Genomic DNA, 25,022 nt, shown 5'->3' on the forward strand with positions numbered 1-25,022 from the left:
ACGGCACGCGTCCCGCGCGCGCCCGGCAGCCCGCGCCCCGGCTCGGCCCGCCACCACAAGGCGGCCGCCGTGCGCAAGCGGCGCGTCACGCTCGGTGTGGGCGCCGGGGTGCTCGTCGTGGCCCTCGGCCTCGGCGGCTGGTTCGCGATCGGCGACGGCACGAGCCCGCAGGACGCGAAGCAGTCCACGCAGCCGGCGCCCTGAGCGGCCGCGGCAGTACGGCGGGAGAGCCGGGCGCCGGGCAGCGGTTACGCTTGGACGCGTGGCAGTCGTGGATGTATCCGAAGAGTTGAAGTCCCTCTCCTCGACCATGGAGTCGATCGAGGCCGTTCTGGACCTCGGCAAGAAGAGGGCAGACATCGCTGTGCTCGAGGAGCAGGCCGCGGCACCGTCCCTGTGGGACGACCCGGAGGCCGCGCAGAAGATCACCAGCCGGCTCTCCCACCTGCAGGCCGAGGTCCGCAGGACCGAGGCGCTGCGCGGCCGCATCGACGACCTCGAAGTGCTCTTCGAACTGGCGGCGGACGAGGACGACGCGGACACGCGCGCGGAGGCCGAGACCGAGCTCGATTCGGTGCGCAAGGCGCTGGACGAGATGGAGGTCCGCACGCTCCTGTCCGGCGAGTACGACGAGCGCGAGGCGCTCGTCAACATCCGCGCGGAGGCCGGCGGCGTCGACGCGGCGGACTTCGCCGAGCAGCTCCAGCGCATGTACCTGCGCTGGGCGGAGCGGCACGGCTACGCCACGGAGGTCTACGAGACCTCGTACGCGGAAGAGGCCGGCATCAAGTCGACCACGTTCGTCGTGAAGGCCCCGTACGCGTACGGCACGCTCTCGGTGGAGCAGGGCACGCACCGCCTGGTCCGCATCTCGCCGTTCGACAACCAGGGCCGCCGCCAGACGTCGTTCGCCGGCGTCGAGGTGCTGCCCGTCGTCGAGCAGAGCGACCACGTCGAGATCGACGAGTCCGAACTGCGCGTGGACGTGTACCGCGCGTCGGGCCCCGGCGGCCAGGGCGTCAACACCACGGACTCCGCCGTGCGCATCACGCACATCCCGACGGGAATCGTCGTCTCCTGCCAGAACGAGCGCTCGCAGATCCAGAACAAGGCGAGCGCGATGAACGTCCTGCAGGCAAAACTCCTCGAACGCCGCCGCCAGGAGGAGCAGGCCAAGATGGACGCGCTCAAGGGCGACGGCGGCAACTCCTGGGGCAACCAGATGCGTTCGTACGTCCTGCACCCGTACCAGATGGTCAAGGACCTGCGCACGAGCCACGAGGTGGGCAACCCGCAGGCCGTGCTCGACGGCGAGATCGACGGCTTCCTGGAATCCGGAATTCGCTGGCGCAAGCAGCAGGAGAACTGAACGCACGCTTTGTCGACAAGGGAACTGCCGCTTCGGAAGCGGCAGTTCCCTTTCATGTCACAGTTACGTCGGGACGTCCCGGACAAGCAGCGCATTAGCTGTCATCGCAGACGCAACGGCCTTGACGCGTATATGGAAAGTCGGAAAGGCTGACGATCGGCATGCGTAATTCTGGGGCGCGTGTGACCGGGGGACGGGCGAACACGCGTACTCCCCGCGGCCGCTGCCCTGGGCGCTGCGCCCATGACGACTGAATTACTTGGGGGTACCAGGCAGATGACCAAGAAGACGCGTGTCCGCGTGGCACGTATCGCAGCCGGCGCGGTGATCGTCGCCGGCGCGTCGCTGACGGCGGCGGGGGCCGCGCAGGCCGCCGGCGTCGGCGTGGACGTTGGCCCCGTCAAGGCGAACGTATTCCTGCCGCAGGGTGAGCAGGGTACGGGTGGACCCGACGGTGTCAGCCAGGGGCAGTCGGGTGAGACCGGTACGAACGGTGCTCCCGGGACGACGGGTGAGACCGGTACGAACGGTGCTCCTGGCACGACGGGTGAGACCGGTACGAACGGTGCTCCCGGGACGACGGGTGAGACCGGTACGAACGGTGCTCCCGGGACGACGGGTGAGACCGGTACGAACGGTGCTCCCGGGACGACGGGTGAGACCGGTACGAACGGTGCTCCCGGGACGACGGGTGAGACCGGTACGAACGGTGCTCCTGGCACGACGGGTGAGACCGGTACCAACGGCGCCGGTGGGAACCAGAACGGCGGCGCGGTCGGCGGCGGTTCCAGCAACGGCAGCGGGAACGGCGGGTCGTCCACGGACGGCAGCGGCGGCTCCGCCGCGACCGGTGGCAGCGGCTCGACCGGCTCGACCGGCTCGACCGGGTCGACCGGCTCGACCGGGTCCTCGTCGGCAACCGGCGGCTCCAGCGCCACCGGCGGCTCCGCCGCCACCGGCGGGAGCGTCAACACCTGCACCGTCGACCTCGACAGCGTGAAGTGCGCCGACAACACCAGCCCGGACAGCGTCGGCAACAAGCCGGCCGAGCAGAGCGCCGGGACGTCGCAGCTCGCGGAGACCGGGTCGGGGGACACCACGTTCCTGATCCTCGGCGCCGCGACCATGATCGCGGGTGGCGTCGGCTTCCGCTTCCTGCCGCGTCTCGCGAGCCGGAACACGGCCGCCTGATCCGCGCAGGGGACCGGTGACACGGAAGGGCCCGGGCGGCAACAGCCGCCCGGGCCCTTCTTCCGTTTCCGGTTCCGCTCAGGCCGGCTGGTAGACCGCCACCAGCGCCACCGCGGCCATCAGCAGCACCACCACGGTGAGGATCGCCGCCAGGCTCAGCCCGCCGAAGGGGCCGCTCTGCTGGAGCCGCTCACGGTTGGCCCTGCACACCGGGCACCTGCCCTCGCTGACAGGACCCGCACAGTTGGCGCACACCAGTCTGTCGTAGGTCATGCGCTCTCCTCCTCCACCGCGCGGCGGAGCCGCCCACCACTCACCGTGTACTTCTCCGCCCAACGCCCAGGGAAACGCATCCGTTCCCCCTACCATCGTGCCAGCTTCCGGCCGTTTCGGCGCGCCCGACCGGGTGCCTGGCACGGCCGCGCACGGTCCGTGAACGAGCGGAAGCCGGGCGTATCCGTGACAATTCGGCCAACGCGGGACGCGGACTGCGCGCGCATACCCGGTTCGCGTAAGGTCACGCACACCTACTCCCGGCCGACCCGTGGTGCATCGTGATCCGATTCGACAACGTCTCCAAGACCTATCCCAAACAGAACCGCCCCGCGCTGCGGGACGTCTCGCTGGAGATCGAGAAGGGCGAGTTCGTCTTCCTCGTCGGCTCCTCCGGCTCGGGCAAGTCGACCTTCCTGCGCCTCGTGCTGCGGGAGGAGCGGGCGAGCCACGGCATGGTGCACGTCCTCGGCAAGGACCTCGCGCGCCTGTCCAACTGGAAGGTGCCGCAGATGCGCCGCCAGCTCGGCACCGTCTTCCAGGACTTCCGGCTGCTGCCCAACAAGACCGTTGCGCAGAACGTGGCGTTCGCCCAAGAGGTCATCGGGCGTTCGCGCGGCGAGACGCGCAAGTCCGTGCCGCAGGTGCTCGATCTCGTCGGGCTCGGCGGCAAGGAGGACCGCATGCCGGGCGAGTTGTCGGGTGGTGAGCAGCAGCGCGTCGCCATCGCGCGCGCCTTCGTCAACCGGCCGATGCTGCTGATCGCGGACGAGCCGACCGGAAACCTCGACCCGCAGACGTCCGTCGGCATCATGAAACTGCTCGACAGGATCAACCGCACGGGTACGACCGTGGTGATGGCCACCCACGACCAGAACATCGTCGACCAGATGCGCAAGCGCGTCATCGAGCTCGAGAAGGGCCGGCTGGTCCGCGACCAGGTCCGCGGCGTCTACGGCTACCAGCACTGACGCACCGCGCACTGACGTGGCGCGGGCCCCCGTGGACCGCGTGAAGCAACGAGGCACACAGCTGAAAGGACGCCATGCGCGCCCAGTTCGTCCTGTCGGAGATCGGCGTCGGTCTCCGTCGCAACCTCACGATGACCTTTGCGGTCGTCGTCTCCGTCGCCCTGTCGCTCGCGCTCTTCGGTGGCGCGCTGCTCATGCGCGAGCAGGTCAGCACGATGAAGGACTACTGGTACGACAAGGTCAACGTCTCCATCTTCCTGTGCAACAAGGGAGACGCGCAGAGCGACCCCGCCTGCACGAAGGGTGCCGTCACCGATCAGGAGAAGGCCTCGATCAAGGCCGACCTGGACAAGATGGGCATCGTGCAGCACATCTACCACGAGTCCGAGGACGAGGCGTACAAGCACTACCAGCAGCAGTACGGCAAGACCGCCTACGCCTCCTCCATCACGCCCGACCAGATGGAGGAGTCGTTCCGGGTCAAGTTGAAGGATCCGCAGAAGTACAAGGTCATCGCGACGGCCTTCTCCGGGCGGGACGGCGTGCAGTCCGTGCAGGATCAACGCTCCATCCTGGAGAACCTGTTCTCGCTGATGAACGGCATGAACGTCGCCGCGCTCTGCGTAATGGCGCTGATGCTGGTCATCGCACTGATGCTGATCGTCAACACCGTCAGAGTGTCGGCGTTCAGCCGCAGGCGTGAGACGGGCATCATGCGCCTCGTCGGCGCGTCGAGCTTCTACATCCAACTGCCGTTCATCATGGAGGCGGCGTTCGCCGGACTGATCGGCGGCGTGGTGGCCTGCGGCATGCTGATGCTCGGCCGCTACTTCCTCATCGACGGCGGCCTCGACCTGCAGCAGAAGATGCAACTGGTCAAGTTCATCGGATGGGACGCGGTCCTCTCGAAGCTGCCGCTCGTCCTCGCGATCGGCCTGCTGATGCCCGCGCTCGCCGCGTTCGCCGCGTTGCGCAAGTACCTGAGGGTGTGACAAGCACCCTGTGTGTTTCGTGGGCCAAGGCACGGCTGTGACGCGGGGGTTGTCCTAGACTCAGGCGCCATGTCGGGTTCCGTGCCGCAGCGTCCAGGGCCCCGCGGGTTCGGCCGCGGGGCGGCTCTGACGTTGGTCTTCGTGGGGATGCTCGGTACGGCCGCGGCCACCGACTCCCTTCCCGGGTCCGGGGCTTCCCGCGACGCGCGCCCGCGACCGGCCGCGGTGACGCTCGACGGCGGCGCGGTCGCGAGGGCGGCGGCGCGCGCGATCGCGCGCGGCGATTCGGGCGCGGACGCCGCCCAGCAGGTCGTCAGCCGCAGCGGTGACCGCTGGAGCGCCGTCTACGACAAGGACGAGTACGAGGAGTTCGAGCAGGCGCTCGACGGCCGCTACACGGGTGTGGGCGTCGGCGCGCGGCGTACGGCCGACGGGCTGCTGGAGATCACCCGCGTACAGCGCGGCGGCCCCGCGCAGCGTGCCGGCGTACGCCCGGGCGACGTGCTGAGGTCCGTCAACGGGCGCAGCGTGACCGGCCTCCCCGTCACCGAGGTCATGGGGATGCTGCGGGGCGACTCACCGGGCGCCCGCCGCGCCGCGGCCCCCGGCAGCGCGGTCGCGCTCGGCACCGAGCGGGACGGCCACCGCGCCTCGCGTTCCGTGCGCAGGGCAAGGCTCGACGCGCCGTCGGTGTCCGTGTCCGACCTGCCGGGCGGTGCGCGGCGCGTCGCGGTCGAGTCGTTCACCCGTGGCACGGGGGACGACGTGCGGCGGGCGGTGCGTGACGCGCCGCGCGGCGCCGGGATCGTCCTCGACCTGCGGGGCAACGGCGGCGGCCTGGTGTCGGAGGCCGTCAAGGCCGCGTCCGCGTTCCTCGACGGCGGCCTCGTCGCCACGTACAGCATGAACGGGCGGCAGCACACGTTGTACGCGGAGCACGGCGGCGACACCGAGCGGCCCGTGGTGGTGTTGGTGGACGGCGGCACCATGAGCGCCGCCGAGTTGCTGACGGGCGCGCTCCAGGACCGGGGCAGGGCGGTCGTCGTCGGGTCGCGGACGTTCGGCAAGGGGTCCATCCAGATGCCGACGACGCTCCCGGACGGATCGGTCGCCGAGCTGACCGTGGGCCACTACAGGACGCCCGCGGGGCGCGCGGTGGACGGCCGGGGCATCACGCCCGACCTGGTGGCCGCGCAGGACACGGAGGCGCGCGCCGAGACCGTGCTGACCGGCCTGGGCGCCGGGGCCTGAGCGTGCGGGCCGGGCGGCTCCCGAGCAGGACGGCAAAACGGGTTGCACCGTAGTGAGAAAATGGCGGGACTATGGCTAAGGAAAAAGGGCGCAAGCTGATCGCGCAGAACAAGAAGGCGCGGCACGACTACCTGATCCTCGACACGTACGAGTCGGGGCTCGTGCTGACGGGGACCGAGGTGAAGTCGCTGCGCCTGGGGCGGGCGTCCCTGGTCGACGGATTCGTGCAGATCGACGGGCACGAGGCGTGGCTGCACAACGTGCACGTGCCGGAGTACAGCCAGGGCACGTGGACGAACCACTCCGCGCGGCGCAAGCGCAAGCTGCTGATGCACCGGATGGAGATCGACAAGCTGGAGTCCAAGGCCCAGGAGACGGGGCACACGATCATCCCGCTCGCCCTGTACTTCAAGGACGGCAGGGCGAAGGTCGAGATCGCGCTGGCCAAGGGCAAGCGGGAGTACGACAAGCGGCAGACGCTGCGCGAGAAGCAGGACCGCAGGGAGACGGACCGCGCCATCTCGGCCGTGCGCCGCCGCCAGCGGGGCTGACGCCGGTGGGGCTGACGCCGGTGGGGCTGACGCCCGCGGAGGCTGACGCCCGCGGCCGCGGGGCGCCGCGCCGGCCTCGTCCGTTCCGGGGAATGCGCTGGCACGCCGCGGTGTTGATCCCGTACGATGGGCCGTACAGCCCCAGCCAGGACGTGTGGGTCTGTTTGAAAAATCAACATGGGGATGATCGGTTTCGACAGCGGCTGTCGAAGCAGGGGAAGCGAGCCGAGGAAGCGGCAATGATCTCGTAAACCATATGTCGCAAAAAATAATCGCCAATTCCAAGCGCGATTCCTCCGCCTTCGCCCTTGCTGCCTAATTAGCAGCTAGCGAAGACTCCGCGGAGTGTCAGCCCGGGGGTGTTCCCGACCCGGATCCTGGCATCAGCTAGGGGACTAAACCTGCTCGCCCGGTCACGGGGTGAGTAGGGAAACCAAACAGTGACTGAGCCCGTCGGAGACTTGTCCACGTGATCTCCGGGGCCGAGAAAATCGCAGTGGACTGCGCTCGGAGAAGCCCTGATTCCGCACCGTTGGACGCGGGTTCGATTCCCGCCATCTCCACGATTCCCATGTGGGCGAAGGCCCCGCCGCCGTACAGGCAGCGGGGCCTTCGCCATGTCCGGACACGGATCGGGGGCGTGCCGGGGGCGCGTGCGGGGGGCGTGCGGCCGGCCGGTCGCTGCCACGACCGTCCGATCAGTGACACTCATCCACGAATTTTCCAGCGATGTCGGACACCTGCTCCATACCCTGTGTCCATGGCCAATGGCTCTCAGTTGCCGCACAGGAATGGCAAAACGCCTGATCAGAGTGGGCGCGGCCGGGAAAACGGAATGGTCTGAACCACCCGTCGAGGGGTCAAGATCGCTGGAGAGACGCCTACCGGACGCCGATGAATCTCGCAAGCGGAAGTACGACTGACCGCGCTGTGCGCTACATTCATGGCCCGGATGCAGGGAACAGGGGGCGCTCGGCTGGGTGGGGGCCCGGTCGACGGCATTCCGGCGAGCCGTGCGCGCACCCCGGAAACATCAGTGGGGGATGTGCGCAACAGTGGAGAACTGGCAAGAAGACGCCTTTTCCGGGCGTATGCACGAACCGGACGATGTCACCGTCGAGATCGACGGACTCGGCCGAAGGAAGAGCGAATTCACCGACGTGACGACACCGTTGGAAAAGGCCGCCGCCGAAGACGAGGAAGAAGAAGGACAACGGGGCAGTGGAGGCCCCGTCTTCGTCGACGCGAGCGGCCGCAGGAGCAGGAAACTCAGGCGTATCGGCTGGGGCATCGCGGCCCTGTGCGCCGCCTATGCGGTCACGCTGATCGCGGCGCTCGCCGGCGGCGGATCCACCGCGCCGCTGCTGAACATACCCGGCGTCCCGGGCCTGGCCGACCGGGGAAAACCGGCACACACCGTCACCACGGACCCCTCGGCGAGCGCGCACGCCTCGTCCGGCTCCGGCACTCCGGGCCCCGTCCCCTCGGTGACCGACGCGAACGGCCACGTCGTGGCCGCCCCGGCCGCTACGGGTAGCGGAGGCGCGGGACAGGCGGGCAAGCCGGCACCCGGCGCCTCCGACGCGGCGGCCCGAATCGGCGGCGGACTGTCCGCCGCGACGGCCGGCGGTGCCGCGGGAAGCAGCACCGGCAAGGCCGGTGGCGGCGCCGCGGCAGCGGGCACCGGCGGCTCGACGGCCGGGGGCACCCGCGCCGGAGGCACGAGCGGCACCGGAGGAACGGGCGGGGCCGCGGGGTCCGCCACCACCGGCGGGCAGTCGGGCTCGGGAGCCACCGGCACCACGGGCACGGGCACGACGGCAGGCGCCGGCGGCTCCGGTGGCGCCACCGGGACGACCGGTACCACCGGCGGCACGTCGGGCGGCACGGGCACCACCAGCGGCTCGGGCGGCGACACCACCACGGGCGGGACCGGAACCACCGGCACCCCAGGCACCACCGGAGGCACCGGCACCACCGGGGACACCGGGACGACCGGCGCCCAGAACCCGCCCGGGACGTCGAACCGTGCGGCGGGCAGCGCGACGGACGCGGCGAACGTGGCAGACAGCGCGACGGGCACGGCAGGCGGCACGGCAGGCGGCGCGACGGGCGGCGCCCCGAGCTCGGCCCCGTCAGAGAGCGCGGTATGACATGGCCGCCTCCCACGGCCGCGGCGCGAGCCGCGGCAGACCCCGCATACCCATGCGCTACGCCCTGCCCGTCCTCCTGCTCCTCGTCATGGTCGGCATGCTGCTCGTGCGCGGCTACGTGTACAGCTCGTTCGTCCCCGACCACCGCGTCAGGCCGCCCGCCGCGACCGGCCACGTCCCGGAGCGCATCCTCGACGGCGGCCCCGTCATCGACGCGCGCGACACGTCCAAACCGGCCAAGTCGCTGCGGATACCGGACAGGACGATCGTCCTCACCTTCGACGACGGCCCCGACCCGAAGTGGACGCCGAGAATCCTCGACATCCTGAGGAAGCACGGCGTCAACGCCACGTTCTTCATCACCGGCACCAACACCTCACGCAACCCCGGCATCGTCAAGCGGACCGTGGCCGAGGGCAACGAGGTGGGCGTCCACACCTTCGACCACCCCGACCTCTCCTACCTCAAGGCCCCCACCATCAAGCGGGAGCTGTCCCAGACGCAGCTGGCGATCGAGGGCGCCGCGGGCATCAGGACCGCACTCTTCCGGCCGCCGTACTCGTCGTTCGCCGACGCGCTCGACGACAAGTCCTGGCCCGTCATGCGGTACGTCGGCAGCCTCGGCTACATCGGTGTGTTCGACACCGTCGACAGCGAGGACTGGCAGCTGCCCGGCGTCGGGAAGATCATCGACAACGCCACCCCCAGGCACGGCAAGGGCGCCGTCGTGCTGATGCACGACTTCGGCGGCGACCGCAGCGAGACGCTCAAGGCACTGCCCCGCTACATCGACCTGATGAAGTCCAGGGGCTACCGGTTCAAGACGGTCACCCAGGCCCTCGGCGCGCCCAGCGCCCAGACGCCCGTGCGCGGCATGGAGAAGCTGAAGGGCAAGGCGTTCGTCGCGGCCGTCACCGTCTCGGACAACGTGACGAAGGGCCTGATCGGCTGCATCGCGTTCGTCGGCGTGCTCGTCGTCGGCCGGTTCGCCCTGATGCTCGTCCTCGCCTACGTCCACGCGCGCCGCGCCCGCAGACGCGAGCGCGGCGGCGGCGCGCCACCGCCACTCGCCGAGCCGGCGACGGTGCTCGTGCCCGCGTACAACGAGAGCAAGTGCATCGCGAACACCGTGCGTTCGCTCGCCGTCAGCGAGCACCCCATCGAGGTCATCGTCATCGACGACGGTTCCACCGACGGCACCGCCGACATCGTCGAGGGGCTGCGGCTGCGAGACGTCCGCGTCGTCAGGCAGCACAACGCGGGCAAGCCCGCCGCGCTGAACAACGGCATCCGGCACGCCAGGTACGGCATCGTCGTGATGATGGACGGCGACACCGTCTTCGAACCGTCCACGGTGGGCGAGCTGGTGCGGCCGTTCGCCGATCCCGCCGTCGGCGCCGTCTCCGGCAACGCCAAGGTCGGCAACCGTGACTCGCTCATCGGGGCGTGGCAGCACATCGAGTACGTGATGGGGTTCGGCCTCGACCGCCGCATGTACGACCTGCTGCGCTGCATGCCCACCATCCCGGGCGCCTGCGGGGCGTTCCGCATGGAGACGCTGCGGCAGGTCGGCGGGATGAGCGAGGACACGCTCGCCGAGGACACCGACATCACCATGGCCGTCCACCGCAAGGGCTGGCAGGTGGTGTACGCGCCGGAGGCCCGGGCCTGGACCGAGGCGCCTGACAGCGTGCGGCAGTTGTGGTCGCAGCGCTACCGCTGGTGCTACGGCACCATGCAGGCGATGTGGAAGCACCGCAGGGCGGTCGTCGAACGCGGCCCGTCCGGGCGGTTCGGCCGCGTGGGGCTCCCGTTCGTCGCCGCGTTCATGGTGGTCGCGCCGCTCCTCGCGCCGCTGATCGACCTGTTCCTCCTCTACGGGCTCGTCTTCGGGCCGACGGGCAAGACCGTCGCGAGCTGGCTCTCGCTGCTCGCCATCCAGCTGGTGTGCGCCGTCTACGCGTTCCGGCTCGACCGGGAGCCGATGCGGCACCTCATCGCGCTGCCGCTGCAGCAACTCCTCTACCGCGTGCTGATGTACGTGGTGCTCGTGCAGTCCTGGGTCACCGCGCTGACCGGCGGCCGGCTGCGCTGGCAGAAGCTGCGCCGCTCGGGCGTCGTGGCGTCCGCCCCCGCCACGACCGCGCGGCGTGACCGCGCCGACGACAGGAGACCAGTCGCATGAGCACCCCGTACGCGGGCACACCGCGGCTGCCGGGGCCGGCGCGCCACCGGGCCGCGGGCAACCACCCCGGCGCGACGCGGCCCGCGATACAGCCGCCCGCGGAGACCACCGCGGGCACGGCTCCCGCCGCCGCCGGCGGCAGGGACCGCTACCTCGACACACTGCGGGCGATCGCGCTGGTGCGAGTCGTCGTCTTCCACATCTTCAGCTGGACGTGGCTGACGATCGTCTTCCCGTCCATGGGCGTGATGTTCGCCCTCGCCGGGTCGCTGATGGCCAGGTCGCTGTCGCAGCGCGGCGCGGCCCGCGTGATCAAGGGCCGGGTGCGGCGCCTGCTGCCGCCGATGTGGGTCTTCGGGGTGTTCGTCGTGGGGACCCTGCTGTACGCGGGCTGGCACCCGTCGCGGCACGGCGGCGGGATCACCGGCATCGTCTCCGTGCTCAACTGGATCGTCCCCGTCGGCGCCCCGCCCTATCCGGACCCGGCCGCGCACCCGTGGGGCTGGCTGGACTCCAGCTGGGCCGACCAGGCGGCGGGACCGCTCTGGTACATCCGCGCCTACCTGTGGTTCGTGCTGGCGTCGCCGCTGGTGCTCAGGCTGTTCCGCAAGTCGCCGTGGGCGGCGCTCGCCCTGCCGCTCGTGCTGTGCGCGGTGTGCTCGACGGGCATCGTGACGATCCCGGGCGAGAGCGGCGAGGCCGTGACGGACTTCGCCACGTACGGCGCGTGCTGGGTGCTCGGATTCGCCCACCACGACGGCCTGTTCCGCGGGATCCCGCGCTACCTCACGGTCTCGTGCGCGTCGTTCATGATGGCGGCCGGCCTGTGGTGGGCGTCGGGGCACCTGACGTCGGAGGGGTGGAACCTCGACGAGATACCGCTCGGCCAGGCGCTGTGGTCGCTCGGGTTCGTGACGATCCTGCTCCAGGTCTCGCCGTCGTGGAAGCGCCTTCCCGACCGGCTGGCCAGGTTCGACCCGTTGATCACGCTGGCCAACAACCGGGCCGTGACGATCTACCTGTGGCACAACCTCCTGATCATGGTCACCTTCCCGATCATCGACCAGGCGTGGAACATCCCGGGGATCGACCGGTTCGGCAGCGAACTCGACGCCTCCTACTCGGTGCTCTCGCTGGTGCTGGTGTGGCCGCTGCTCGCGGTGGCGATCGTGCTGCTCGGGTGGTTCGAGGACCTGGCGGCGAAGCGCCGGCCGCGTCTGTGGCCGAACGGGCGCACGCGCACAATGGGACGCGCGACGGGCCGAACGCCGCCGGCAGGCCGGTGGGCCGGTGAGCCGGTGAGGCGCCCGCGGCACGACCGGGAAGAGGGACGGCATGGCGGAGCGTGACGCGCCCCTGGCGGGGTTCACCGTGGGCGTCACCGCGGCGCGGCGCGCCGACGAGCAGGCGGCGCTGCTGCGGCGCCGCGGCGCCCGCGTCGTGCTCGCGCCCGCCATGCGGACCGTGCCGCTCGCCGACGACACCCGACTGCGCGCCGCCACCCGCGCCCTGCTCGACACCCCGCCCGACACCGTCGTCGCCACCACCGCGGTCGGCTTCCGCGGCTGGCTGGAGGCCGCGGAGGGCTGGGGCGACGGCGGCGCACTGCTTCAGCGGCTGCGCGGCGCGCGGCTCTACGCGCGCGGGCCGAAGGTGACGGGCGCGGTCCGCGCCGCCGGGCTCAGGGAGGAGTGGGCGCCCGCCTCCGAGTCGCTGGCCGAGGTGGTCGACCGCCTGCTCGCCGAGGGCGTCGACGGCCGCCGCGTCGCGCTGCAGCTGCACGGCGAGTCCATGGCGGGGGTCCGCGAGGCGCTGGCCGACGCGGGCGCCGACGTCGTCGCCGTCCCCGTCTACCGGTGGCTGCCGCCGCTCGATCCCGCGCCGCTCGACGACCTCATCGAACGCGCCGTCGCCCGCGAACTGGCCGCCGTCACCTTCACCAGCGCGCCCGCCGCCGCGTCCCTGCTCGCCAGGGCCGCGGAGCGCGGCGCGCTGGACGGCCTGCTCGGCGCGCTGGGCCGGGACGTGCTCGCCGCGTGCGTCGGCTCCGTCACCGCGGCACCGCTGCACGAGCACGGGGTGGAGACACGCGAGCCCGAGCGTGCCAGGCTCGGGCCGCTCGTCCAGCTGCTCTGCGACGAACTGCCCGCGCGGCCACCCGCTGTGTGACGGATCACCCGCCTTTTCCGCCCGCCGGTGAGCACGGCGCCGCCCGCGTCCGTACTGAACGGCGTGGGCAGCCGAGGAGGACTCGACCGGGAGGTGCGCGTGCGCGAGGATGCCGCCGTGGCCGACGACCCTCCGAGGCGGGACAGGCGCCGCGGCGACCCGTCGCGCGGCGCGCGGGGCCGGCGCGCCCTGCCCGCACCGGACGAGGAACTCGTGCGCGCCCTGTACCGGGAGCACGCGGGTCCGCTGCTCGCCTACGTGCTGCGCCTGGTCGCGGGCGACCGGCAGCGCGCCGAGGACGTCGTGCAGGAGACGCTCATCCGCGCCTGGAAGAACGCCGGCCGGCTGGGCACCGCGACGGGATCCGTGCGCCCCTGGCTGGTCACGGTCGCGCGCCGGATCGTCATCGACGGCCACAGGAGCCGGCAGGCCAGGCCGCAGGAGGTCGATCCCGCACCGCTCGAAGTGATGGCGGCGGACGACGAGATCGACAGGGCGCTGCGGCTGATGACGCTCTCGGACGCCCTGGACGCCCTGACGCCCGCACACCGTGAGGTACTGGTCGAGACGTACTTCAGGGGCCGGACGGTGGGCGAGGCGGCGGAGAAGCTGGGCATCCCCAGCGGGACCGTGCGCTCGCGCGTGTTCTACGCGCTGCGGTCCATGAAGCTGGCGCTGGAGGAGAGGGGGGTCTCGGCATGACGGCGCACGGCGGCCGCGGCGCGCACGCGGACGGGCGCGACGACGGTTCGGCGCACGAGGCGGTGGGCGCCTACGCCCTCGGGATCCTCGACGCGGAGGGCGCCGCCGCCTTCGAGGAGCATCTGGCGGGGTGCGTGCTGTGCGCGGAGCGCCTGGAGGAGCTCGCCGGGATGGAGCCGGTGCTCGCGCTGCTCGCGGACGAACCCGACGGCCCCGACGGGCCGGCCGGACGCGACGCACGCGACGGCCGTGACGCACGCCACGGCCGTGGCGCACGCGACGGCCGTGACGCACGCGACCGCCGTGACGCACGCGACGGCCGTGACGCACGCGACCGCCGTGACGCACGCGACGGCCGCGACGGACGCGACGGCCGTGACGCTCCCGACGGGCCCGCGGGGGGCTCCGCGTCCGCCGGCCAGGGGCCGTACCTGCTCGACCGGCTGGTCGACGAGGTGGCGGCGCGGCGCGCCAGGCGCAGGCGGCGCGGTTACTACCTGACCGCGGCCGCCGTCGTGCTGATCGCCGGGGGCCCGGCCGCCGCGCTCCTCGCCACCTCCTCGGACGGCGCCCCGGCCACCGCCGGCAGGGGACGGTCGCACACGGACGACACCGACCTGAAGGCGGTCTTCGAGTCGATGGAGACCAAGCACGCCGCCACCGACCCCGCCACCGACGTCAGCGCGACCGTCGCGCTGCGGCCCGAGCCGTGGGGCACGAGCGCCATGGTCGAGCTGAAGAACGTCAAGGGCCCGCTCAGCTGCCACCTCGTGGCCGTGTCCAGGTCCGGTGACCGGCAGGTCGTCTCGTCCTGGGCGGTCCCCGCGGGCGGCTACGGCGCTCCCTCGGGGCCCGGCGGCGCCCGGCAGCCCCTGTACGTGCTGGGCGGCGCGGCCCTGCGCCCCGGTGACATCGACCACTTCGACGTGACGACGCTCGACGGGAAGCGGCTCGTGCGCGTCCCTGACTGACACCGGCGCCCGGTTTCGCGTACGGTTGACGGCTCTCGTCGCACGTCACGAAGGGGGCCCGGGTGGCCGCGCAGGATGCCGCTGTCGATTCCGCCGGAGCCGCGGGGCGGTCAGGAACCGAGCCGGGTGCCGCAGGGCCCGGCTCGGGGAACGACTCCGCGCGCGCCGGTGAGATCGAGAGCGAGCAGGACCATCTCGACCGCGTCTATCGCCGTCTTGAGGAAAAGATCCACGAAGCAGAGTTCCTGATGGCCGACGCGGCCAGGCGCGGCCATGTGGGCACGCCCGGCGCGCTCGCCGAACGGGACGCCCAGGTCTTCAGGGCGGGGGTGCACCTGACACGCCTGAACAACGAGTTCGAGGACTTCCTCTTCGGCCGCGTCGACCTGCTCGCGGGCAAGGACGGCGCGAAGGGCCCCGACGGCGCGTACACCTCGGTCGAGCCCGCCGACGGCGCCGTGGCGCCCGACGGCACCGCGCGCATCGCCGAGACCCTGCACATCGGCAGGATCGGCGTGCTGGACGCCGAGTACGCGCCGCTCGTCATCGACTGGCGGGCGCCGGCCGCCGCCCCCTTCTACCGTGCGACGCCCGTCGACCCCGGCCGGGTGGTGCGCCGCCGCGTGATCCGCTCCAAGGGCCGCCGTGTGCTCGGCGTCGAGGACGACCTGATGCGGCCCGAGCTGACCGCCACGCTGGACGGCAGGCCGCTGCCCGTCATCGGCGACGGGGCGCTGATGGCCGCGCTCGGGCAGGCGCGCGGCCACACCATGCGCGACATCGTCTCCTCCATCCAGGCCGAGCAGGACATGGTGATCAGGGCGCCCGCCGCGTCCGTCACCGAGGTGTCGGGCGGCCCCGGCACCGGCAAGACCGCCGTGGCGCTGCACCGCGCCGCCTACCTGCTCTACCAGGACAGGCGGCGCTACGCGGGCGGCATCCTCGTCGTCTCGCCCACGCCGCTGCTCGTCGCGTACACCGAAGGTGTGCTGCCGTCGCTCGGCGAGGAGGGCCAGGTCGCGATCCGCGCGCTCGGCTCGCTGGCCGAGGGCGCGGAGGCCACCGCGTACGACGACCCCGCCGTCGCGCGCGTCAAGGGCTCCGCGCGCATGCCGCGGCTGCTGCGCAGGGCGGCGCGCGGCGCGCTCGAACCGGCGCCGGCCGATCGCGGCGGGCGGCCGGCGCCCGGGCAGGCCACGCCCGGGCAGCCCACGCCCGACGACGCGGCCGACGCCGACGAGGCCCCCGACGGGACGGGCCCCAGGGTCCGCACGGACCTGCTGCGCGTCGTCGCGTTCGGCCGCCGCCTCGAACTGGACGCCGACGCGCTGCACCACATCAGGCAGGCCGTGCTCGGCGGCACCGCACCCGTCAACCTGCTGCGCCCGCGCGCCCGCAGGCTGCTGCTCGACGCCCTGTGGGCGCAGTCGGGCGCGGCCTCGCGCGCCGGCGAGTACGTCTCGCGCGGCGACGCGGAACTCGCCGCCGAACTGCGCTCGGGCTTCGACGAGGACGTGTCCTCCGAGGACGCGTTCGCCGCGTTCCTCGACGCGTGGTGGCCCGAGCTCACGCCCCGGGCCGTGCTGGCGGCGATGGCCGACGAGCGGCGGCTGGCCCGCTGGGCGCGCCGCATCCTCACGCCGGGCGAGACCCGCCGCCTCGCCCGCTCCCTGCGGCGCGTGGGCCCCGACGGGACAGGCCCGCTCTCCGTCCACGACGTGGCGCTGCTCGACGAGCTCGACGCGCTGCTCGGCACGCCCCCGAGGCCGCGCAGGCAGCACAGGGAACTCGACCCGCTCGACGCGCTGACCGGCCTCGAAGAGCTCATGCCGCAGCGGGAGGAGACCCAGCGCGAGCGCGCGGAGCGGCTGGCGGCCGAGCGCACCGAGTACGCGCACGTCATCGTGGACGAGGCGCAGGACCTCACGCCCATGCAGTGGCGGATGGTCGGCCGCAGGGGCAGGGCGGCCACCTGGACGGTCGTGGGCGATCCCGCCCAGTCCTCGTGGCCCGACCAGGAGGAGGCGGCCGCCGCGCGCGAGGAGGCGCTCGGCCGCAGGCCGCGCCGCCGCTTCACGCTGACCGTCAACTACCGCAACCCGGCCGAGATCGCGGAACTCGCGGCGAAGGTGCTCGCCCTCGCGCTGCCCGGCGCCGAGGCACCCACCGCGGTCCGCTCGACGGGCGTGCGGCCGCGGTTCCGCGCGGTGCACGGCCCGTCCGACGAGGCGCTCGCGCGGGCCGTGCGCGAGGAGACCGGACGGCTGCTCGACAGCGTCGACGGGACGGTGGGCGTGGTCGCGGCGATGGACCGGCGCGAACAGGTCGCCGAGTGGGTCGCGGGGCTCGGCGAGCGGGTCGTGGCGCTCGGCAGCCTGGAGGCGAAGGGGCTCGAGTACGACGCGACGGTCCTGGTGTCGCCGGCCGAGATCGCGGACGCCTCACCGGCCTCGGTGGGCCTGCGGGTGCTGTACGTGGCGCTGACCCGCGCGACGCGGGAGCTCACGGTCGTCTCGACGCACCGGGACGCGCCTGACGAGCAGGGGGTCCCCGACCTGCTGCGCGACTGACGCGGAGAAGTCCCAGCGGAAAAGTCCCAACAGGGCGCGTCTTGGGGGAAGACTGGGCGGGGGCGGTTTGTTAGCCTGTATACGGCACCGGCCCGATCCAAGCCCCCGGGCCCAACCATAGTCGCTTCGAGCGACCACTTGCCGCGAGGCGAGCATGGCGGGTCGGTGTCGCTGAACGTCAGGACGGGCCCTCACCGTGAACCGGTGGGGGCCCGCCGCTGTTGCCACCACCGGGTTCGCCACCACCGACTCGGCCCCGCCGCTCCCCCCACTGTTACGCTCCGCATGATGGAAGTGTCTTTCCGAAAGAATCGGCTTTAGCCGTTACCGAGTGGTAGGTGCGACCATCTGAAGGATTCCGCCCGGTGTCCCCCGGCGGAAGGGCACAGCGGCTCAGTGAAAGCAGAGGAACCCGCCATGGCAACGGCGCCTAGCGTCTCGTACTCGATGACGGTCCGTCTTGAGGTCCCGGCCAGTGGCACGGCGGTCTCGCAGCTCACGACGGCGGTGGAGGCGTCCGGCGGGTCCGTGACGGGCCTCGACGTGACCGCGTCAGGACACGAGAAGCTCAGGATCGACGTCACGATCGCCGCCAGCTCCACCGCGCACGCGGACGAGATCGTCGGCAAGCTCCGCGGCATCGAGGGCGTCGCCATCGGCAAGGTGTCCGACCGTACGTTCCTCATGCACCTCGGCGGCAAGATCGAGATGCAGTCCAAGCACCCCATCCGCAACCGCGACGACCTCTCCATGGTCTACACGCCGGGTGTGGCGCGCGTCTCCATGGCCATCGCGCAGAACCCCGACGACGCGCGCCGCCTGACCATCAAGCGCAACACCGTGGCCGTCGTCACCGACGGCTCCGCCGTCCTCGGCCTCGGCAACATCGGCCCCAAGGCCGCGCTCCCCGTGATGGAGGGCAAGGCGGCCCTGTTCAAGCGGTTCGCCGGCATCGACGCCTGGCCGCTGTGCCTCGACACGCAGGACAGCGACGCCATCGTCGAGGTCGTCAAGGCCATCGCGCCCGGCTTCGCCGGCATCAACCTGGAGGACATCTCCGCGCCCCGCTGCTTCGAGATCGAGGCCCGGCTGCGCGAGGCCCTCGACATTCCCGTCTTCCACGACGACCAGCACGGCACCGCGATCGTCGTCGTCGCCGCGCTGACCAACGCGCTGCGCGTCGTCAACAAGAAGTTCGAGGACGTCCGCGTGGTGATGTCGGGCGCCGGCGCCGCCGGCACCGCCATCCTCAAGCTCCTCATGGAGGCGGGCGTCAGGCACGCGGTCGTCGCGGACATCCACGGCGTCGTGCACGCGGGCCGCGAGGACCTCGTCGACGCGGCCCCCGAGTCCCCGCTGCGCTGGATCGCCGACAACACCAACCCCGAGCGCGTCACCGGCACCCTCAAGGAGGCCGTGGCGGGCGCGGACGTCTTCATCGGCGTCTCGGCCCCGAACGTGCTCGACGGCTCCGACGTGGCCGGCATGGCGGACGGCGCGATCGTCTTCGCGCTCGCGAACCCGGACCCCGAGGTCGACCCGGCGATCGCCCGCGAGACGGCCGCTGTGGTGGCCACGGGCCGCTCGGACTTCCCCAACCAGATCAACAACGTGCTGGTCTTCCCCGGCGTCTTCCGCGGCCTGCTCGACGCGCAGTCGCGCACCGTCAACACGGAGATGATGCTCGCCGCGGCCGCCGCGCTCGCCGATGTCGTCACCGAGAGTGAACTCAACCCGAACTACATCGTGCCGTCGGTCTTCAACGACAAGGTCGCGGGCGCCGTCGCCGGCGCCGTCCGCGACGCGGCGAAGGCCGCCGGTGTGACAGTGGACACCCCCGCGGACGCCACTCAGGCCTGAAACAGGCCCCATGCTGCCCGTACGCCCGGCGCGTCGCGCGTCGGGCGTGCCGGTTGCCCCGTCTAGGGTGGCGGACCATGACCCCCCGCCGCTCCACGGGCGGCTTTCCGTGTGACGGCGGGGGTATCGGATTGGCTTTCCCGCCGCTGGTGGGGGCAGGATGCAGTCACAGGGACTCGGTCCTGGGGAGACCTGATACTCCCTGGGACCACGTTTCGGGGACACCCCCACGGGGCGCGAGGGTTCTCGAAAGAAGGCCCGGGTCCGGGGAGTGTCCGAGGGCCCTGGCAGCATCGGCTTCGATCTCACGCCTCACAGGCAAGAAGAACACGGGAGTAAGAACATGAACCGCAGTGAGCTGGTGGCCGCCCTGGCCGACCGCGCCGAGGTGACCCGCAAGGACGCCGACGCCGTTCTGGCCGCTTTCGCCGAGACCGTCGGCGAGATCGTCGCCAAGGGCGACGAGAAGGTCACCATCCCCGGCTTCCTGACCTTCGAGCGCACGCACCGTGCCGCTCGTACCGCGCGCAACCCGCAGACCGGCGACCCGATCCAGATCCCGGCCGGCTACAGCGTGAAGGTCTCCGCGGGCTCCAAGCTCAAGGAAGCCGCCAAGGGCAAGTAGTCCTCGCGACGGTCCTGCACGGCAGGACGGCGATACGGCAAGACCAAAGGCGGCCTCCGCAACGTCGGAGGCCGCCTTTGTCCTGCCACCGGCCGCCGCGCCGCCCGGCGGCGCGGCGGCCCGTCCGAGGGGCCGCCCCGCTGCCGGCCGTCAGCTCAGCGGGCCGCCCGGCAGCTCCACCTTCGCGCCCAGCTCCGCGAGCTTGTCCATGAAGTTCTCGTAGCCGCGGTTGATCAGGTCGATGCCGTGCACGCGCGACGTGCCCTGCGCCGCGAGCGCCGCGATCAGGTACGAGAAGCCGCCGCGCAGGTCGGGGATGACCAGGTCGGACCCCTGCAACCGCGTCGGCCCCGACACGACCGCCGAGTGCAGGAAGTTGCGCTGGCCGAAGCGGCAGTGCGAGCCGCCGAGGCACTCGCGGTAGAGCTGGATGTGCGCGCCCATCTGCCCCAGCGCCGACGTGAAGCCGAGCCGCGACTCGTAGACCGTCTCGTGCACGATCGACAGGCCCGACGCCTGCGTCAGCGCCACCACAAGCGGCTGCTGCCAGTCCGTCTGGAAGCCGGGGTGCACGTCCGTCTCCAGCGCGATCGACTTCAGCGAGCCGCCCGGGTGCCAGAACCTGATGCCCGCGTCGTCGATCTCGAAGGCGCCGCCGACCTTGCGGAACGTGTTCAGGAACGTCATCATCGAGCGCTGCTGCGCGCCCCGCACATAGATGTCACCCTCCGTGGCGAGCGCCGCCGACGCCCAGGACGCGGCCTCAAGGCGGTCCGGGAGCGCCTGGTGGTTGTAGCCGCCCAGGCTGTCCACGCCGGTGATCCTGATCGTCCTGTCGGTGTCCATCGCGATGATGGCGCCCATCTTCTGCAGCACGCAGATGAGGTCCTCGATCTCGGGCTCCACCGCCGCGTTCGACAGCTCGGTGACACCCTCGGCGAGCACCGCCGTCAGCAGCACCTGCTCCGTGGCGCCCACCGACGGGTACGGCAGCCGGATCTTCGTGCCGCGCAGCCGCTGGGGCGCCTCCAGGTACTGGCCGTCGGCCCGCTTGTCGATCGTCGCGCCGAACTGGCGCAGCACGTCGAAGTGGAAGTCGATCGGCCTGCCGCCGATGTCGCAGCCGCCGAGCCCGGGGATGAAGGCGTGGCCGAGCCGGTGCAGCAGCGGGCCGCAGAACAGGATCGGGATGCGCGAGGAACCGGCGTGCGCGTCGATGTCCGCGACGTTGGCGCTCTCCACGTGCGTCGGGTCGAGCACCAGCTCGCCCGGCTCCTCGCCGGGCCGCACGGTCACCCCGTGCAGTTGCAGCAGGCCGCGCACCACGCGCACGTCGCGGATGTCCGGCACGTTGCGCAGCCGGCTCGGCGCGGCGCCGAGCAGGGCGGCGACCATCGCCTTGGGCACGAGGTTCTTCGCGCCGCGTACGCGTATCTCGCCCTCCAGCGGGGTGCCGCCGTGGACAAGCAGGACATCATCGGAGCCGGTGCCGGTCATGAATCTCGCGTTCCGGAGTGGGCGGGCGGGGGGTGGACCGAACATACGGCCCGGACAAGCGTAAGGCGCGCCGGACCCCGCTCCGTAGGCCCGCGCAGGGGTCTGGAACGTAATGACTTCGGCACAACACCCTGTGTGCGGCGGTGCTCACGGGTGGTCGCCGGCACGGGAGTTGCCGTCCGCGCTCCCCGTGCGCCCTGAACTGCGCGCACACGCGCCGGGCACACGCGTGCCCACGAAAGCGCGGGATGCGGGATCATGTGTCCCATGACCGAGGTGTCCTCGCTCACAGGGCGGTTGCTCGTCGCCACACCGGCCCTGGCGGATCCGAACTTCGACCGGGCGGTCGTCCTCCTGCTCGACCACGACGGGGAGGGCTCGCTCGGCGTCGTGCTCAACCGCCCCACGCCGGTCGACGTCGCGGACATCCTTCAGCCGTGGGCCGAGCACACGGGCGAGCCCGGCGTCGTCTTCCAGGGCGGCCCCGTCTCGCTCGACTCGGCGCTCGCGCTCGCCGTCATCCCCGGCGAGGAGGGCCCCGTCGGCTGGCGCAGGGTGTACGGCGCGATCGGCCTCGTCGACCTGGAGACCCCGCCCGAGCTGCTGGCGCGTGCGCTCGGCTCGCTGCGGATCTTCGCCGGCTACGCGGGATGGGGCCCTGGCCAGCTCGAGCGCGAGCTGAAGAAGGGCGCCTGGTACGTGGTGGAGTCGGAGCCGGGCGACGTGTCCTCGCCGCGCCCCGAGGCGCTGTGGCGCGCCGTCCTGCGCAGGCAGCGCGGCGAGCTCGCCATGGTCGCGACATACCCGGACGACCCGTCGCTCAACTGACGGGCGCCCTGCGCTTTACCGGCGACGGCGCGAGAGCGTGAGCGCCCGGCTGCGGAGTGCTCCCACCCGCCCTCCGGGAAAACCATGGCCGATGAGTACTCTTGGCTGTTATGAGCACTCTTGAGCCCGAGCGCGGGGCAGGTACGGGCACCCTCGTGGAGCCGACACCGCAGGTGTCGCGAGGCGACGGCGACCACGAGCGCTTCGCCCACTACGTCCAGAAGGACAAGATCATGGCGAGTGCCCTGGAGGGCACCCCCGTGGTGGCACTGTGCGGCAAGGTGTGGGTACCGGGGCGCGACCCCAAGAAGTACCCGGTCTGCCCGATGTGCAAGGAGATCTACGAGTCCATGGGCCCCGGCGGCGAGGGCGACAAGGACAAGGGCAAGGGCGGCGACAGGAGCAGCGGCGGCAAGAAGTAGCGCCGCCCCAGGGGGCGCCGGGCGCGCTTGCCCGGGTGCCGGGTGCCGGGTGCCGGGTGCCGGGCGCCGCTCGCCCGGAGCCTCCCCGCCGCGCCCGTACGGGCGGTTGCTCTGTGCTCGCTCTCTCCCGGCTCATGCCGTGCGACCGGCAGGTAGGACGGGCAGGTGCTCTCCCGGGCAGCGCCCGGGTGCCCTTGCCGTATCCGCCGCCGTGTGTTGGTCTTCCGTAATTGGTACAGACCTGTTCGGGTCCGTTCGGTCCCGACCGGTCGGCCCGACCACTCGGCGGAGGAGCAATGGCGACACACCGTTGCCGACACCGTAGTCAGGTGTCAGCATTCCGGGCGTTTCTGCGCGGAAGGTCCGTCTCGTCACCAGAGCGTGAGTGCTTCGGCTTGGGTACGGTCTCTCGTTTCTGTCTGCCGCTGGTGCGGCAGGGTTGCGCCACCTGCCCGCCCCGCCTCCGCCTTGCGGCGGGTGCGGGTGGTGCGGGTCTTGCGGTCGGCTCCACGAGGTTTCGGCACCGCCGGGGCGGTGTCCTGGTCTCCGGCCACTCCGGTACCAGTTACTGCGGTTGCCGCGAGGGCGGCGAGGTTGAGTGCGGCGTTGTCGTCCCGGTCGATGACCAGGCCGCAGGCGTCGCATTCGTAGGTCCGGACGTGCAGCGGCAGCTTGGCTTTCACCGCGCCGCACCCGGAACAGGTCTTGGAGGAGGGATACCAGCGGTCCGCCACGATCATGCGGGTGGCGTGGCGCTGGCCTGTCTTGTAGTTGAGTTGGCGGTTGATCTCACCGAATCCGGCATCCGCGATGTGGCGGGCCAGACGCCGGTTGCGGAGCATGCCGGCGACATGGAGGTCTTCGACCACGATGGTGCCGTACTCGGCTGCCACCGCGGTGGTGAACTTGTGCAGGGCATCCGTGCGCAGGTTCCCGACCCGGTGATGCACCTTGTTGCGGGCGGCGTTGGCCTTCACCCACCGCTTCGACGGCTTGCGTCCGGTGCGCCGGTCGGGTCCCTGGCGGCGGGAGACGGTGCGGGAGGTGCGGCCCAGCAGCTTCAGCGAACGGTCGTAGTGGCGGGGGTTGGGGATGGTGCGGATCTCGCCGGTGGAGTCGGCCAGCACCGCGAGGGTCTTTACCCCCAGGTCGATACCGACCACCACGTCCGGCCGGGCAACCCGGACGATGTCCCGCCGCACTTCTACCTGAAAGCTTGCGAGCCAGCGTCCGCGTTCGTGGCGGACAGTCGCGGACAGGACGCGGGCCGTCCCTGCGTGGACTCGGGTGCGGAGACTGCCGGTGGGCTCGTGTGTGCGGATCGTGCCCAGCCTCGGCAGCGTGACATGCCGGCCATCCGCATCCACACGGATCGTGCCGGTGGTGAACCGGCACGCCAAACGCGTCTTGCGCTTCGACTTGAACCGGGGCATCCCCGCGCGCTTGCCTTTGCGTTGCCCGCGCTTCGACTTGGCGTAGTTGTCGAACGCGGCGGCGGCGTTGGCCAGGCCGGTGTTGTACGCCTCCTTCGAGTTTTCCTCCCACCAGGCCGTGAACCTTGGATCTGTGTGCTTGGCCTCGTTGAAGGCCTTCCGCAGCGACGGCAGCGACCACGAGCGCCACTCGGTCAACTCCTTCTGGGGGATGCCGTAGGTCTCTTCTGCGCGGCGCTGCCACCACGAGGCGGTCACCCAGCCGACAGCCCAGTTGTAGGCGACACGCGCCGCACCGCAATGCGAACGCAACGCATGCTCCTGGGAGGCATTCGGGTCCAGAGCGAACCGGAACGCCTGCACCACAAAACCAGGCTGCGTCTGGAACTTTGTCACTCGGCGGCCTTGCCGGTCGCCACTGCTACCGCGCGAGTGGCGTGGTCCTTCGCCGCACGGCGCCCGTACAGGCGGGCACACATCGACGTGAGCGCCTCGGTGATGTCCCGCACCAGGTCGTCTGTCGTCTCGGTGGGGTCGAGGACTACCAGACGCCGACCGGACGCCGCCAGGACGGCTTCGAGATGCTCGGCGCCGAACCGGGCCAGCCGGTCACGGTGCTCGACCACGATCACCGCCGCCTGTGGGTCGGACAGCAGGCGGTGCAGCTTGCGCCGCCCCCCGTTCAGCCCCGAGCCGACCTCGGTGACGATCTCGGCGACGGCCAGGCCGTGCCAGTTCGCGCCGGCCACGACCCGGGCCGCCTGTCGCTCAAGATCGACTATCTGGTCGCCGGAGGACACGCGGCAGTACGCCACTACCCGCTCCAAGGTCGCAGAGGCAGCCGGAGTGGGCTCAGTGACCAGCCACGTTCCTGACGGCGTCTGGCGGACCGGAACGGGCATCTTGCCGTCCTTCACCCATCGCCAGGCAGTCTGGTAACTCACGCCCTGCTGCCGTGCCCATTCCGAAAGCTTCACAAAATCAAGATATTCGATATGGACTACTAGAA

Annotated in this window: 20 protein-coding genes, 1 other RNA gene and 2 pseudogenes; 19 read left to right on the forward strand and 4 right to left on the reverse strand. The window is 71.6% G+C overall.

Annotation, left to right across the window (positions count from 1 at the left end; all coding sequences use genetic code 11):
* The 3 genes and pseudogenes from JFN87_RS13820 to JFN87_RS13830 all read left to right on the forward strand — a co-directional run.
* Nucleotides 1–204, forward strand: a pseudogene (locus JFN87_RS13820) (serine/threonine protein kinase); the annotation flags it as partial.
* A 58-nt stretch (nucleotides 205–262) separates the two neighbouring features.
* Nucleotides 263–1,369: a peptide chain release factor 2 gene (prfB, locus tag JFN87_RS13825; protein ID WP_209340327.1), complete on the forward strand. Its 1,107-nt coding sequence runs from the start codon at nucleotides 263–265 to the stop codon at nucleotides 1,367–1,369.
* A 300-nt stretch (nucleotides 1,370–1,669) separates the two neighbouring features.
* Entirely contained in the window at nucleotides 1,670–2,560 is an 891-nt protein-coding gene (locus JFN87_RS13830; protein WP_307865439.1) for a hypothetical protein, read from the forward strand.
* Between the two features lie 78 nt (nucleotides 2,561–2,638).
* Here the strand turns inward: JFN87_RS13830 and JFN87_RS13835 are convergent, their stop codons facing one another.
* The gene (locus tag JFN87_RS13835; protein ID WP_209340329.1) at nucleotides 2,639–2,833 is read right to left on the reverse strand and encodes a hypothetical protein; all 195 of its coding nucleotides are present in this window, start codon (nucleotides 2,831–2,833) and stop codon (nucleotides 2,639–2,641) included.
* Between the two features lie 281 nt (nucleotides 2,834–3,114).
* On the opposite strand from JFN87_RS13835, the gene ftsE reads away from it, so the two are divergent.
* From ftsE to JFN87_RS13905, 14 genes and pseudogenes are all read left to right on the forward strand, one after another.
* A complete protein-coding gene (ftsE, locus tag JFN87_RS13840; RefSeq protein WP_209340330.1) occupies nucleotides 3,115–3,804 on the forward strand; it encodes a cell division ATP-binding protein FtsE in 690 nt (229 codons plus the stop codon).
* A gap of 74 nt (nucleotides 3,805–3,878) precedes the next feature.
* Nucleotides 3,879–4,796 carry a permease-like cell division protein FtsX gene (gene ftsX / locus JFN87_RS13845; protein WP_209340331.1) on the forward strand — a complete coding sequence of 306 codons (918 nt, stop codon included), beginning with the start codon at nucleotides 3,879–3,881 and terminating at the stop codon, nucleotides 4,794–4,796.
* Between the two features lie 69 nt (nucleotides 4,797–4,865).
* On the forward strand, nucleotides 4,866–6,047 hold the full coding sequence (locus tag JFN87_RS13850) for a S41 family peptidase (RefSeq protein WP_209340332.1): 1,182 nt from the start codon (nucleotides 4,866–4,868) through the stop codon (nucleotides 6,045–6,047).
* A 71-nt stretch (nucleotides 6,048–6,118) separates the two neighbouring features.
* Nucleotides 6,119–6,598, forward strand: a complete 480-nt coding sequence (gene smpB, locus JFN87_RS13855) for an SsrA-binding protein SmpB (RefSeq protein ID WP_209340333.1) — start codon at nucleotides 6,119–6,121, stop codon at nucleotides 6,596–6,598.
* 179 nt (nucleotides 6,599–6,777) lie between these two features.
* Nucleotides 6,778–7,164, forward strand: a transfer-messenger RNA (tmRNA) gene (gene ssrA, locus JFN87_RS13860).
* A gap of 525 nt (nucleotides 7,165–7,689) precedes the next feature.
* On the forward strand, nucleotides 7,690–8,751 hold the full coding sequence (locus JFN87_RS13865) for a hypothetical protein (protein WP_209340334.1): 1,062 nt from the start codon (nucleotides 7,690–7,692) through the stop codon (nucleotides 8,749–8,751).
* Nucleotides 8,752–8,803: 52 nt separating this feature from the next.
* Nucleotides 8,804–10,936, forward strand: a complete 2,133-nt coding sequence (locus tag JFN87_RS13870; RefSeq protein WP_209340353.1) for a bifunctional polysaccharide deacetylase/glycosyltransferase family 2 protein — start codon at nucleotides 8,804–8,806, stop codon at nucleotides 10,934–10,936.
* On the forward strand, nucleotides 10,933–12,285 hold the full coding sequence (locus JFN87_RS13875) for an acyltransferase family protein (protein WP_209340335.1): 1,353 nt from the start codon (nucleotides 10,933–10,935) through the stop codon (nucleotides 12,283–12,285). Before JFN87_RS13870 ends, JFN87_RS13875 begins: the two co-directional genes overlap by 4 nt.
* A pseudogene (locus JFN87_RS13880) lies at nucleotides 12,272–13,090 on the forward strand (uroporphyrinogen-III synthase); the annotation flags it as partial. The gene JFN87_RS13875 and the pseudogene JFN87_RS13880, both read left to right, overlap by 14 nt.
* Before the next feature lie 114 nt (nucleotides 13,091–13,204).
* A complete protein-coding gene (locus JFN87_RS13885) occupies nucleotides 13,205–13,807 on the forward strand; it encodes a sigma-70 family RNA polymerase sigma factor (RefSeq protein ID WP_372449230.1) in 603 nt (200 codons plus the stop codon).
* Nucleotides 13,804–14,778 carry a zf-HC2 domain-containing protein gene (locus JFN87_RS34110; RefSeq protein WP_209340337.1) on the forward strand — a complete coding sequence of 325 codons (975 nt, stop codon included), beginning with the start codon at nucleotides 13,804–13,806 and terminating at the stop codon, nucleotides 14,776–14,778. Before JFN87_RS13885 ends, JFN87_RS34110 begins: the two co-directional genes overlap by 4 nt.
* Nucleotides 14,779–14,951: 173 nt before the next feature.
* Nucleotides 14,952–17,348 carry a HelD family protein gene (locus JFN87_RS13895; RefSeq protein WP_307865442.1) on the forward strand — a complete coding sequence of 799 codons (2,397 nt, stop codon included), beginning with the start codon at nucleotides 14,952–14,954 and terminating at the stop codon, nucleotides 17,346–17,348.
* Nucleotides 17,349–17,765: 417 nt separating this feature from the next.
* Complete coding sequence (locus tag JFN87_RS13900; protein WP_209340339.1) at nucleotides 17,766–19,208, forward strand: NAD-dependent malic enzyme; 1,443 nt, start codon at nucleotides 17,766–17,768, stop codon at nucleotides 19,206–19,208.
* Between the two features lie 343 nt (nucleotides 19,209–19,551).
* On the forward strand, nucleotides 19,552–19,833 hold the full coding sequence (locus tag JFN87_RS13905; protein ID WP_007382399.1) for an HU family DNA-binding protein: 282 nt from the start codon (nucleotides 19,552–19,554) through the stop codon (nucleotides 19,831–19,833).
* Between the two features lie 150 nt (nucleotides 19,834–19,983).
* Here JFN87_RS13905 and murA read toward each other — a convergent pair whose 3' ends face one another.
* Nucleotides 19,984–21,330 (reverse strand): UDP-N-acetylglucosamine 1-carboxyvinyltransferase, encoded by a 1,347-nt coding sequence (murA, locus tag JFN87_RS13910; protein ID WP_030908675.1) that lies wholly within the window; start codon nucleotides 21,328–21,330, stop codon nucleotides 19,984–19,986.
* Between the two features lie 267 nt (nucleotides 21,331–21,597).
* Between murA and JFN87_RS13915 the strand changes: the two genes are divergently transcribed.
* Nucleotides 21,598–22,158 carry a YqgE/AlgH family protein gene (locus JFN87_RS13915; RefSeq protein ID WP_209340340.1) on the forward strand — a complete coding sequence of 187 codons (561 nt, stop codon included), beginning with the start codon at nucleotides 21,598–21,600 and terminating at the stop codon, nucleotides 22,156–22,158.
* A gap of 110 nt (nucleotides 22,159–22,268) precedes the next feature.
* Nucleotides 22,269–22,580: a DUF3039 domain-containing protein gene (locus tag JFN87_RS13920; RefSeq protein ID WP_209340341.1), complete on the forward strand. Its 312-nt coding sequence runs from the start codon at nucleotides 22,269–22,271 to the stop codon at nucleotides 22,578–22,580.
* 371 nt (nucleotides 22,581–22,951) lie between these two features.
* Here the strand turns inward: JFN87_RS13920 and tnpB are convergent, their stop codons facing one another.
* Both tnpB and JFN87_RS13930 read right to left on the reverse strand, forming a co-directional pair.
* Entirely contained in the window at nucleotides 22,952–24,379 is a 1,428-nt protein-coding gene (tnpB, locus tag JFN87_RS13925; protein ID WP_307865440.1) for an IS607 family element RNA-guided endonuclease TnpB, read from the reverse strand.
* Between the two features lie 26 nt (nucleotides 24,380–24,405).
* Nucleotides 24,406–24,990, reverse strand: a complete 585-nt coding sequence (locus JFN87_RS13930; RefSeq protein WP_209340343.1) for an IS607 family transposase — start codon at nucleotides 24,988–24,990, stop codon at nucleotides 24,406–24,408.
* Nucleotides 24,991–25,022 lie beyond the last annotated feature (32 nt).

This window comes from Streptomyces montanisoli (genome assembly GCF_017813245.1).
Taxonomy (GTDB): Bacteria; Actinomycetota; Actinomycetes; order Streptomycetales; family Streptomycetaceae; genus Streptomyces; species Streptomyces montanisoli.